General features: G+C 43.6%; 9 protein-coding genes and 3 tRNA genes. 6 read left to right on the forward strand and 6 right to left on the reverse strand.

The genetic code is table 11. The features are described from left to right. The first annotated feature begins 40 nt into the window (after positions 1-40). The gene (hemN, locus tag EYW48_RS15015) at positions 41-1,429 is read left to right on the forward strand and encodes an oxygen-independent coproporphyrinogen III oxidase (RefSeq protein ID WP_261916392.1); all 1,389 of its coding nucleotides are present in this window, start codon (positions 41-43) and stop codon (positions 1,427-1,429) included. 49 nt (positions 1,430-1,478) lie between these two features. On the opposite strand, the gene ilvY is transcribed toward hemN, so the two are convergent. Further along, positions 1,479-2,369, reverse strand: a complete 891-nt coding sequence (gene ilvY / locus EYW48_RS15020; protein ID WP_172532792.1) for an HTH-type transcriptional activator IlvY — start codon at positions 2,367-2,369, stop codon at positions 1,479-1,481. Between the two features lie 144 nt (positions 2,370-2,513). Here ilvY and ilvC point away from each other — a divergent pair, with 144 nt between their 5' ends. Further along, complete coding sequence (ilvC, locus tag EYW48_RS15025) at positions 2,514-3,998, forward strand: ketol-acid reductoisomerase (RefSeq protein ID WP_053309755.1); 1,485 nt, start codon at positions 2,514-2,516, stop codon at positions 3,996-3,998. Between the two features lie 170 nt (positions 3,999-4,168). On the opposite strand, the gene EYW48_RS15030 is transcribed toward ilvC, so the two are convergent. From EYW48_RS15030 to EYW48_RS15045, 4 genes are all read right to left on the reverse strand, one after another. Then, a complete protein-coding gene (locus tag EYW48_RS15030; protein ID WP_168524770.1) occupies positions 4,169-4,420 on the reverse strand; it encodes an accessory factor UbiK family protein in 252 nt (83 codons plus the stop codon). A 121-nt stretch (positions 4,421-4,541) separates the two neighbouring features. Further along, a complete protein-coding gene (locus EYW48_RS15035; protein WP_277432623.1) occupies positions 4,542-7,664 on the reverse strand; it encodes a multidrug efflux RND transporter permease subunit in 3,123 nt (1,040 codons plus the stop codon). 11 nt (positions 7,665-7,675) lie between these two features. Then, complete coding sequence (locus EYW48_RS15040) at positions 7,676-8,782, reverse strand: efflux RND transporter periplasmic adaptor subunit (RefSeq protein WP_277432624.1); 1,107 nt, start codon at positions 8,780-8,782, stop codon at positions 7,676-7,678. An 18-nt stretch (positions 8,783-8,800) separates the two neighbouring features. Then, entirely contained in the window at positions 8,801-9,382 is a 582-nt protein-coding gene (locus EYW48_RS15045; protein WP_053309751.1) for a TetR/AcrR family transcriptional regulator, read from the reverse strand. 169 nt (positions 9,383-9,551) lie between these two features. On the opposite strand from EYW48_RS15045, the gene rep reads away from it, so the two are divergent. Further along, the gene (gene rep / locus EYW48_RS15050; protein WP_053309750.1) at positions 9,552-11,567 is read left to right on the forward strand and encodes a DNA helicase Rep; all 2,016 of its coding nucleotides are present in this window, start codon (positions 9,552-9,554) and stop codon (positions 11,565-11,567) included. Between the two features lie 75 nt (positions 11,568-11,642). On the opposite strand, the gene EYW48_RS15055 is transcribed toward rep, so the two are convergent. Next, positions 11,643-12,050 (reverse strand): cytochrome c5 family protein, encoded by a 408-nt coding sequence (locus EYW48_RS15055; protein ID WP_171375440.1) that lies wholly within the window; start codon positions 12,048-12,050, stop codon positions 11,643-11,645. A 294-nt stretch (positions 12,051-12,344) separates the two neighbouring features. Between EYW48_RS15055 and EYW48_RS15060 the strand changes: the two genes are divergently transcribed. From EYW48_RS15060 to EYW48_RS15070, 3 genes are all read left to right on the forward strand, one after another. Then, positions 12,345-12,421, forward strand: a tRNA-Arg gene (locus tag EYW48_RS15060). 43 nt (positions 12,422-12,464) lie between these two features. After that, positions 12,465-12,540, forward strand: a tRNA-His gene (locus tag EYW48_RS15065). A gap of 85 nt (positions 12,541-12,625) precedes the next feature. Then, positions 12,626-12,702 (forward strand) — tRNA-Pro (locus tag EYW48_RS15070). The last annotated feature ends 38 nt before the right edge of the window (positions 12,703-12,740 follow it).

Here is a 12,740-nt window from a genome sequence, read left to right on the forward strand (position 1 = left end):
GCAAAATAACCAGTCAAAGTTTCAAACGGAAAGCAAAAGCATGTCTTCGCAAGTCGTACCCAGTCAGCAGATCGTATGGGATCAAGCTGTTTTAGATAAGTACAACTACTCAGGTCCTCGCTATACCTCTTATCCAACAGCGCTTGAATTCCATGAGGCATTCACGGTCGCAGATTATGATATGGCGTGTACTCAGTACCCTGATAGGCCGCTTTCGCTTTATATTCATATCCCGTTTTGTCATAAGCTTTGTTACTACTGTGGATGTAACAAAGTTATCACTCGTCATTCACACAAAGCCGATGAATATTTAGATGTTCTCGAACATGAAATTCGTCAGCGAGCGTCACTGTTACAGTCGCGACGAGTGACTCAACTGCATTTTGGCGGTGGTACGCCAACATTTCTAACGGAGCTGCAAATTAGCCGACTGATGGCTATTTTACGTGGTGAATTTCGGTTTGAAAATGATGCAGAAATCAGTATCGAAGTTGACCCGCGTGAAATTGAACTGAGCATGCTTGATCACCTGCGTAGTGAAGGCTTTAATCGTCTGAGTATCGGCGTTCAGGATTTTAATAAAGAAGTTCAGAAACTGGTTAACCGCGAGCAAGATGAAGCGTTCATTATTGCTATGGTTGAACGTGCTAAACAACTGGGTTTTCGTTCCACCAACCTTGACTTGATTTACGGTTTACCAAAACAGACCAAAGAAACCTTTTCTCAGACCCTTGCTCAAGTACTTGAGATGAAACCGGGTCGATTGTCGGTCTTTAATTATGCGCATATGCCGCAACTGTTTGCAGCGCAGCGAAAAATCAAAGATGAAGACTTGCCTGCGTCACAAGAGAAGTTGGCGATTTTACAAGATACTATTGCGACTCTGACTGGGGCTGGTTACCAATTTATTGGTATGGATCACTTTGCTCTGCCAGATGACGAATTGGCAATGGCGCAGCGTAACGGTATTTTACACCGCAATTTCCAAGGTTATACCACCCAAGGTGACTGTGACTTAGTTGGTTTTGGTGTATCGGCAATTTCGATGATTGGTGACGCGTACGCACAGAACCAAAAAGAACTGAAAAAATACTATGCGCAAGTGAATGAACTGCGTCACGCATTGTGGAAAGGGGTTGCGCTTGATAGTGATGACTTACTGCGTCGTGAAGTGATTAAGCAGCTAATCTGTAATTTCAAGCTGGATAAAACAGCAATCGAAGCACAATTTAACATCTCGTTTGATCGCTACTTCAAGCAAGATCTCGAATTACTGCAAACCTTCATTGATGATCAGTTAGTTGAGGTCGATGAGAGCCAAATTCGTGTTACCTTACGTGGTCGGCTGCTGATCCGTAATATCTGTATGTGTTTTGACAAATACCTACGAAACCGAGCACGTCAGCAGCAATTCTCTCGCGTTATTTAACCAATAAATTGAATCAATATAGCCACTGAGAAATCAGTGGCTTTTCTGTTTATGGGGTGATGTACTTGTTGGCTGCGACATCCCACAGCGCTTTGACCAATGGATTATCTAATTGAGAGCGTTTACAACAAACGCCCAACTGAAAAGGTTTTATCGGTGCTAATTTGAGGCGTTGAATCTTATCCCGCACAGGGCTGTTGTTGATCACCACATCTGGTGCAATACCCACACCACAGCCTAATGCCACCATACTGACAATAGCCTCATGCCCAGAGATCTGCGCATAAATATTAGGTTTTATTTTCATCTTCTTAAACCACGTATTGGCTCGGTCTCTTGCTGTTCCTGCTTCTGGAACAATGAAAGGGATTAACGACCAATCGGGGTTGTCACTTTGTAGTTGTTCGATAAAACTGCTAATGCCAACCGGAGCGATTACTGATAAAGGAATCTCACTGATGGTTTCAAACTCGATGCGAGCTGGCAATTGATCGGGGAGTGCAGAAATGGCGATATCGGCTTCATCATTCAAAATTTTATCAATCGCTTGAGCGGGGTCACCAGTCGAGAGCTTAAATTCAATATATGGATGACGCACCCGAAAATCAGACAGCAATTCGGGTAAGTGGCTATAGCTTGCGGTTACCGAGCAAAACAGGCGAATTTCACCTTGTAATTCATGGTCTTGATTCTTAATTTTGGCGTTGTATTGCTGCCACTCAGCAATGATTTTTAACGCAACAGGGGCCAGCTTATTACCCGCTGGTGTCAGCTCAACGCTGCGATTGTCACGCACAAACAGTATTTGCCCAGTCTCGTCTTCCAATTTTTGGATCTGACGACTAAGCGCTGAAGGGCTCATGTGCATCGCTGCCGCAGTCTTGCTGAAATTTTTACTATCACACAGATGAATAAACATCTGTAGGTTTTTAATGTTCATAAATAGGTCACATGATGTTGCATTAATTGCAATAACTAATTGTGAATATATCACTTTAAGCAACTTAATGTCTGCTTTAGTATGGGGTTATTCGGCTCACAGAGGCCGACCTGATGGAACCAATTCTTTAAAGGAGAGCCCAGTATGGCTAACTATTTCAATACCTTAAACCTACGCCAACAACTAGACCAACTTGGTCGCTGCCGTTTTATGGATCGCTCGGAGTTTGAAAGTGAAGCCGATTACCTAAAAGGCAAGAAAGTCGTTATTGTTGGCTGTGGTGCGCAAGGCCTTAACCAAGGTCTGAACATGCGTGATTCTGGGTTGGATGTGGCGTACGCCCTTCGTCAAGCGGCGATCGATGAACAGCGTCAATCTTACAAGAATGCAAAAGAAAATGGTTTTGAAGTAGGTAGCTACGAAACGCTTATCCCTCAAGCTGATCTCGTTATTAACCTAACGCCAGACAAGCAACACAGCAATGTGGTTGAAACAGTGATGCCGTTGATGAAAAAAGGCGCGGCACTTGGTTACTCTCACGGTTTTAACGTCGTTGAAGAAGGCATGCAGATCCGTCAAGACATCACGGTGGTAATGGTTGCCCCTAAATGTCCAGGTACTGAAGTTCGTGAAGAATATAAGCGTGGTTTTGGTGTACCAACATTGATTGCCGTTCACCCAGAAAACGACCCTCAAGGTGAGGGTTGGGATATCGCGAAAGCATGGGCAGCAGGTACTGGTGGCCATCGCGCTGGCTGTCTAGAGTCTTCTTTCGTTGCGGAAGTTAAATCAGACCTAATGGGTGAGCAAACAATTCTATGTGGCATGCTTCAAGCGGGTTCAATCGTATGTTACGAAAAGATGGTTGCCGAAGGTATTGACCCAGGTTATGCCGGTAAATTGCTACAATTTGGTTGGGAAACCATTACTGAAGCACTTAAGTTTGGTGGCATCACTCACATGATGGATCGCCTTTCAAACCCTGCGAAAGTTAAAGCGTTTGAATTGTCTGAAGAGCTAAAAGAATTAATGCGCCCACTGTACAACAAACACATGGATGACATTATCTCTGGCCACTTCTCAAGCACAATGATGGCTGACTGGGCGAATGACGATGCAAACCTACTAGGTTGGCGTGCAGAAACAGGCGAAACCGCTTTTGAAAACTACCCAGATTCAGACGTTCAAATCTCTGAGCAGGAATATTTCGACAACGGTATCCTAATGGTTGCTATGGTTCGCGCTGGTGTTGAGCTTGCATTTGAAGCAATGACAGCATCAGGTATTGTTGATGAGTCAGCGTACTATGAATCACTACATGAACTACCATTGATTGCTAACACAGTTGCACGTAAGCGCCTATACGAAATGAACGTGGTTATCTCGGATACAGCAGAGTACGGCAACTACCTATTTGCCAACGTAGCAACGCCGCTTCTACGTGAGAAGTTCATGCCTAAAGTGGGTACTGATGTGATTGGTAAAGGCCTGGGTGAAACTTCTAACCAAGTTGACAACGCAACCTTAATTGAAGTGAATGACGTTATTCGTAACCACCCTGTAGAGTACATTGGCGAAGAGTTGCGTGGATACATGACTGATATGCAGCGTATCGCGGTTGGCGGCTAATTGCTAAGTTTGTAGCTTAAAATATACAGTTGATAGAACCCCATACAGATAGGGGTCGATAAATACAAAAGTAAATACAACATAAACAAAAGGCTTGGTCGCCGTTGACCAAGCCTTTTTTATGTGCGCGATGTGTTGACCTTTGGTCGTCGGACACGCTAAAAACGGTATTATTTAGCTGTTAGTTTCGCTTCAAGTTCAGCGAGCTTTTGTTCCATTTCAGTCAACTTCTGACGAGTACGCATCAGTACTTGAGTCTGTACATCGAACTCTTCACGGCTAACCACATCTAGCTTATTTAGCTGACCTTGGATAACTTGGCGAACTTTTTGATCAACGTCTGCGCCGAGGTCTTTGACTGGCTGAGGCATTGAATCGTGAATTTGTTTGGCAATTTGCTCTAGTTTTTTTGGATCAAACATCGTGGCTTACACTCCTGTCAATTTGTACTCATTCTAAGCAATTGTGTTAAGAATGTCGTTATTTGCAATAAGAAAAAGGCCACTGAAGTGACCTTTTTAATGTGATGATAACTTTATCGTGTTACTTATTTTCAGCCAGTTGACGGTGTGCAGCTTTCGCCTCATCAACTCTTGCTAGCTTTTCGAGGTCTTTATCCTCAACAAACACTGGTAATGGTTTGTGTTTTTCTGCTAGGTAGCTGTAAATAACAGGCAATACGAACAAGGTAAAGATTGTACCAATCGCAAGACCTGCCACGATAACGATACCGATACTAAAGCGCTGAGCGGCACCTGCACCAGTTGCGTACATTAATGGGACTAGACCTGCGATCATCGCTGCCGTTGTCATAAGAATTGGACGAAGACGCACTTTCGCCGCTTCCGTTACCGCTTCCATACGAGACTTTTTGTGATGTAGCTGCTCTTCTTTTGCTACTTCACAAATAAGAATACCGTGCTTGGTAATCAGACCCACAAGCGTGATCAAACCGACCTGAGAGTAGATATTCATCGTCGCGGCACCCCATGCAAGAGCAATCAATGCCCCACAAATAGCAAGCGGTACTGATACCATGATCACCAATGGGTCTTTGAGTGATTCAAACTGAATCGCCAATACCAAGAAGATGATCGCCAGTGCCAAACCAAAGGTCGCATACAGTGCACTTCCTTCCGTCACAAATTGACGAGCTTCACCCATATAGTCATGGTTGTAGCCTGAAGGCAGTTTGGTTTGTGCGGTGTTTTCAAACCAATTAATTGCATCGCCCATAGCAGTTCCTGGTGATGGTACTGCGCCCACAGTTGCTGAGTTCAACTGGTTGAAGTGAGGCAGTGATAAAGGCTCTGCTACTACATCAATCGAGATTAAACTGCCCAATGGCACTGCTTCGCCGTTTGCTGAACGAACATAGTAGTTGTTCATTGACTCTGGGTTCAGACGCCATTTACGTTCAACCTGCGGGATTACCTCATAAGAACGACCGTTTAAGTCGATACGGTTAACGTAGCCATCAGACATCATAGTACTTAAAGTAATACCGATATCTTGCATGGTAACACCATAAGCTCCTGCTTTATCTTTATCGATATTAATCTTCATCGTTGCCGAATCGTAGTTTAAATCGAGGTTTGAATAAACAAAGAGCGGGCTTGCCGTTGTTTCTGCAAGTACATCAGATGCAACCGTAAATAGGCTTTCAAACGCGTTTGGTGTAGTAATAACAAACTGAATCGGCAATCCAGAACCTGCACCTGGTAATTCTGGCATTTGGAAGGTAGTTACCGCCATACCTGGGATGTTAGTCACTAACCCGCCAATGCGATTGGTCACTTCTGCCTGGCTTGCTTCACGCTCACTCCATGGAACCATCGAAGCGATACCAAACGCTTGGTTGGAATTAGGAACACCAGTAAATACCTGCGCAAATGCCACTTCCGGTTGTTCTGTCAGAATCTTGTTGACGTCATTCATGGTGTTTTGCATGTAATCAAGGTTCGAGTTTGAAGAACCCGTACCGATCATCATCACCACGCCTTTATCTTCAGAAGGTGCCAGTTCGCTTGGAATGAATTTAAACAATAGCGGTAAACTCATAAACACGATAACAGCAAATGCTAAGACAACCGGTCTGTGAGCAAGAACTGCACGCAGCATTTTCTCGTAGCGATTGGTCATGCGTTCCAATGCACCATGAACGGTACTCTCAAACTTGCTTGGCTTTTCATTTGCTTTAAGCATTTTTGAACACATCATTGGCGATAGTGTTAATGCAATGATGCCTGATACAAATACTGAACCAGCAAGAGTTAATGCAAACTCTTTAAACAGAGAGCCAGTAATACCGCCCATCAATGCTATCGGTGCATATACCGCGCCTAGGGTTAGCGTCATCGCAATAACAGGAACCGCAATTTCGCGTGTACCGATGATGGCAGCACGAAACGGTGATTCACCTTCTTTAATGTGTCGATCAACGTTCTCAAGAACAACGATGGCATCATCAACGACCAAGCCGATAGCCAGAACCATGGCAAGCAGAGTCATCAGGTTCCACGAAAATCCCATTGTTTGCATAACCATCGCCACACCAATAAGTGATAGCGGGATAGTAACAATAGGGATGATAACGGCACGAAGTGACCCTAAGAATAGCGTGATCACCACCAAAACGATCAAAGCGGCTTCCGCAATCGTCTTAATAACTTCATTGATAGACTCATTAATCGCAATGGTTGAGTCATACATGATGTTCATGGTGATGTTGCTTGGAAGGTTGCGTTGTAGGTGCGGCAACATATCCCGTACGCTGGCGGCGATATTAATCGGGTTGGCACTAGGTGCCGCGTTAATTGCCGCTACTACTGCTTCATTACCATTTGCTGTTGCGCGATAAACATCGTGACTTTTTTCCAATGTGACTTTGGCAATATCACCTAAACGTGTGATTTGGCCATCATTGGACTTAACCACTAGGTTTTCAAGCTCAGTTACATTGGATACTTGAGTATTGGCGCTACCATTGTAGAGAACGAACTCTCCGGTTGCTTGCCCCGTTGCTGATTGATAGTTGTTGGCATTGAGTACACTCATTACATCTGTTGCAGTGAGTTTCAATGCGCCCATTTTTTCCGGATCAAGCCATACACGTAACGCATATTTCAGACCGCCATAAAGGTCGATACTGGCAATACCATTTACCGCATATAGCTGAGGGTTAACAACGCGTTCCAAGTAGTCCGTAATCTGGCTCGACTTTAAATCATCACTGGTAAAGCCAATGTACATTACGGCCGTTGTTGAGCCGGTCGACATGGTTACGGTTGGGTCTTCAGCTTCTTTTGGTAGCTGAGAACGAACCGAGTTCGATTTAGCTAATACGTCAGACAAGGCCGCATTTGGGTCAGTATTGAGCTTCATATTGACCGTAATAGTTGATTTACCTAATACGGAAGATGAAGTCATATAGTCAATATTATCGGCTTGTGCGACAGCTTGCTCCAATGGCTGAGTAATAAAGCCTTGAACCAAGTCAGCACTTGCACCGTAGTAACTGGTGGTGACCGTTACTACCGTATTCGTCATTTCAGGGTATTCACTGACCTGCATTTTGAACATGGCTTGCAAACCGAGCAAGGCTATCAAAAAGCTGATAGATACCGCCAAAACTGGACGTTTTATAAAAACATCAGTAAAGCGCATGATTCCTCCGGTTAAAGCATTGGTGTTTCAGCTGGTGGAGTGGTTGCATCACTTTCTACGATGCGTACTTTAACTCCATTACTTAAACGAACTTGGCCTGATGTGACAACTTTATCACCTGCTTTTACGCCTTCAAGAATGTGCGCGATGTCTGCTGTTCGTTCACCAACTTTCACAATGCTTTGCTTAACGCGTGTTTCACCATTTTCTTCGCCTAGAATATAAACGTTGTCACCGTATAGCGTGAAGGTGATAGCAGTTTGTGGTAGTGTTATTTGGTTCTCCAATTTAGGCAAAATAATGTTCGCACGGGCAAACATGCCGCTGCGAAGCTTGCCATCACTGTTTGGAATATCAGCTTGAACTTGAATTAAACCACTTTGCACACTGACTGCTGGTTCGATAGCGGTGATTGAGCCTTTAAATGGTGAGTCTGGGTAAGAATCAACAAAGATATCCACTTCTTGATCCATCGAAATGCGAGAAATGTCGGTTTGTGGAACCGTAAAACGTAGACGCATTACACTGGTGTCTTCAAGACGAACAATGTCAGTACCAGGTTGTAAATATTGACCTAAATACACATTACGGATACCAACCACACCAGCAAATGGCGCTTTGATTTCGCGGCGATCAATAGAAGCTTTTAGGCTTTCAATATCAGCAGATAAAGAGAAGTAATTCGCTTCAGCTTCATCGTACGCTTCTTTTGAAATAGAGCCCTTGGTGTATAGACCTTTATAACGTTTGTATTTTGCTTCTGCTGCAGGAAGACGAGCTTGCGAACTTTTTAAGTTAGCTTTCTCAACGGCGGAATCTAAAAGTACGAGAGGTTGGTCTTCTTTTACTTGTGTACCTGACTCAAATAAAATTTTATCTATCACGCCGCTCGTTTCGGTAGTGAGTGTCACACCTTGATTTGGCTCAATAAAACCAATGGCTGCAATGACTGGGATCCAATCAACTGATTCCACTTCCGTTATGGTAACTGGAAATTCAGCTTCAGGACGATTAGCCATGTATTCGGCAATTTTTTGTTGTTTAAATAAATTGAAACCTATCACGCTACCAAATAGTAGGATGGCGATAAGTAACATAAAGAATGTCCACTTTTTCATTCTAATCAGAACTCCAAGTTAGTGTTGAGTAATTGCATCCCAACTGGCGTCAATCACGGCATGCAGTGATTGATCATCCAGTTGATAACATTCCATTGCTTGTTTACGGGCAAGGGCGACCGTTGTTTCAAAACTTAAAGCAGATAAAACCTGGTTATCCAACGGTTTGAATAACCCCTGCTCTTTGCCTTGATCGAATAACAAGTCAAATTGGGCAAACATTTTCCGCTCAAGCTCCCTAACATTACAACTAGTTGTTATTGGTAATGATTCATATTGAACTCGATTGCTGAGTATTGCACGTCTTGATTGTGCTAATTCCCAAATGTTTAACCACATTGCAGTAAAGCGTTCTTTCAAAGGCATTTCATCATCGACATTGGCTTGTACTGCGTCTGCGATTTGTTGGCAAACATGAAGACGAATCGCGATGAGAAGATGATCTTTATCGTCGAAATAACGATAGATGGTTCCTGCCGCAACACCCGCTTTTTTGGCTAATTTGTGCATAGATAAACCCTGAAATCCGGATTCTGCGATCAGTGCTTCTGCTGCAGTTAAGATTTGTTGGTATTTATCGATGTGAATACAGTTAGACATGCTGATATTTCACGGTGAATGAACGTTTGTTCATTATAGACCAAACTATAACCCATTATGCAATACACCAGTGCAGTAAAAAGAAAAAAATCTTATCCTTGATGACGTAGTAATCCAAAAGACACGGCATTATCATAGGCAGCCAAATTAAAAGTGATATGAGTACCGAATGAAGCTCAACCCAAGACAAGACGAAGCTGTTAAATACGTATCTGGGCCATGCTTAGTATTGGCGGGGGCTGGTTCAGGTAAAACTCGCGTAATTACCAATAAAATAGCCTATTTGGTGCAACAATGTGGCTATAAAGCGCGCAATATCGCCGCGGTGACCTTCACCAATAAAGCCGCACGAGAAATGAAAGAACGTGTCGGTCAGACTCTCGGTAAATCTGAATCTAAAGGCCTAATGGTGTCAACATTCCATACATTAGGTCTCAACATCATTCGTCGTGAATATAAGTTCTTGGGGCTAAAAGCGGGGTTCTCATTGTTTGATGACCAAGATCAGCTCGCTTTGCTGAAAGAATTGACCGAGAAGCAGTTAGACGGCGATAAAGACCTACTTCGACAATTACTCAGTACTATCTCGAATTGGAAAAATGACATGTTCACTCCAGAGCAAGCTAAAGGCTTCGCTCAAGGAGAGCAGCAACAGCTTTTTGCCCACTGTTTCGAGCTCTATCAAAAACAGATGCGAGCCTATAACGCATTGGATTTTGATGACTTGATTTTGATGCCAGTTGTACTGCTGCAAAACAATGCGGAGGTCCGTCAACGTTGGCAAAATAAACTTCGTTACCTGTTGGTTGATGAATATCAAGATACCAATACCAGCCAATATGAAATGGTTAAATTGTTAGTCGGAGAGCGTGGTCGTCTTACGGTGGTAGGGGATGATGATCAATCGATCTATTCATGGCGCGGAGCTAAGCCCCAAAATTTGGTGCTGCTCGGACAGGATTACCCTAATCTCAAACTGATTAAGTTAGAGCAAAACTATCGCTCAACCTGCCGCATATTAAAGGCGGCCAATATATTGATTGCGAATAACCCGCACGTTTATGAGAAAACACTTTTCTCTGAAATTCCCGAAGGTGAAAAGCTCAAAGTTCTGATAGCGAAAAATGAAGAGCATGAAGCTGAACGAATTACTGGGGAACTGATTGCTCATAAATTCCTTAATCGCACTGAGTATCGTGATTACGCGGTTTTGTATCGTGGCAATCATCAGTCTCGCTTGATTGAAAAGTATTTGATGCAAAACCGAGTGCCTTATAAATTATCCGGTGGAACCTCTTTCTTTGCGCGCGCTGAAATTAAAGACATCATGGCGTATTTACGAGTGCTCGTGAACCCAGATGATGACAACGCCTTTTTGCGAATTGTAAATACGCCGAAGCGAGAAATTGGTCCGGTTACGTTAGAAAAACTGGGTAGTTATGCCAATATGCGCGGCAAAAGCCTATATGAAGCCAGTTTTGAGCTTGGATTAGAGCATCACCTCTCTGGCCGAGGCTTGGAAAACTTACGCCGCTTTACCCAATGGCTCGTGACCATTTCAGACCAAGCAGAGCGTGGTAATACCGTTGAAGCGGTGCGTTCATTAGTGCGTGACATCCATTATGAAGATTGGCTATACGAAACTTCTTCTAGCCCCAAAGCGGCAGAGATGCGCATGAAAAACGTTTCTGATCTTTACTCTTGGATTGTGGCTGATCTAGAGGGTGATAATTATGATCAGCAAGAAAAGTCACTAAAAGAGGTGGTTCAGCGTCTAACGTTGCGAGATATGATGGAACGCAGCGAAGGGGAAGATGATAGTGATGCGGTGCAGTTGATGACTTTGCACGCTTCCAAAGGCCTCGAATTTCCTTATGTTTATTTAATGGGAACCGAGGAAGGCATACTGCCTCACCAAACCAGTATTGATGAGGATAACGTCGAAGAAGAGCGACGATTAATGTATGTTGGCATTACGCGTGCGCAAAAAGAGTTAACTTTCACCATGTGTAAAGAGCGCCGCCAATACGGTGAGTTGATTAAGCCAACACAAAGTCGTTTCTTAGATGAATTGCCGTTCGATGATGTTGAATGGGAACAATCTAAAAAACCAGTTAGCCAAGAAGAGCGAATGGCTAAAGGACAAAGTCATATAGCTAACCTACGGGCGATGTTTAAGAAGTAGCTCGATACAGATTATACGATACAAATAAAGAAGGCTTGGTCAGATACCAAGCCTTCTTTATTTAAAGATAATACACTACAAGTCTTTTATCATGTGCTCGATGGCTGCGACGATCTCATCATCAGAACAATCCATACAGGTTCCTTTCGCTGGCATGGCATTAAAACCGTTGATTGCGTGGTTTTTCAGAACGTCCATACCTTGAGCGATACGAGGGGCCCATTCATCGGCATTACCAGCTTTTGGTGCGCCAGTAACACCAGAAGCGTGGCAAGCAATACAAAAAGTGCCGTAAACTTTTGCACCATCGCGAGGGCCAGTCGGCTCTTCAACGATAGGCTCACTGCCAGCTAGATAGACATCACCTACAGGTTTAATGCGTTCAGCAATAGCATCGTAGTCAGCTTGGCTTGTTGCCATCGCGGCCGTAGAAAAAGTTAAAGCAGCGAACAAAACGCTTATGATTCGTCGAGACATATCCATTAAACTCACTTTACATTCCAGAGGTAAATTCACGTTTACCTATTTTTATACTTAGAGTGTGGTTGATTTAAAAGTGATAAAACCTGTTAAATCAATGTAAATATTGGGTGATTATATCCTGAGAAGTTGTTGCAATAAACAACAAGTTGCGATCTTCAAGGGGTGAGTCACATCTGTAATGTATAGATAATGGTTATTATCTGCTGAAAAAGCCGCCAAACGATAAAAAAAGTTGAAAAAATACTAGACGCCCTAGTGTGAACTACGTATTATTCCACTCCGCCGATAGGGCATGCGCCCGTAGCTCAGCTGGATAGAGCGTTGGCCTCCGGAGCCAAAGGTCGAAGGTTCGAATCCTTTCGGGCGCGCCATCCGGACGCTTACTAAGTAAGTGGCAAATTGGCAAAAATAGTGGTGGCTATAGCTCAGTTGGTAGAGCCCTGGATTGTGATTCCGGTGGTCGCGAGTTCGAATCTCGTTAGCCACCCCATTATTTAGGTAACTCCATTTACTTAGTGAATGAAAGTTTCCAGTTTTGATTCAAGCAACATCCCAAGAATCGAAATAAAATTCGTCGGTGAATAGCGCAGCTTGGTAGCGCATCTGGTTTGGGACCAGAGGGTCGGGGGTTCGAATCCCTCTTCACCGACCACTATTTCAATAATCGCAATAGCGGTTATATAAAAAATT

Origin of the sequence: Vibrio sp. 1180_3, from assembly GCF_029478545.1 — a bacterium.
Classification (GTDB): Bacteria; Pseudomonadota; Gammaproteobacteria; order Enterobacterales; family Vibrionaceae; genus Vibrio; species Vibrio aestuarianus.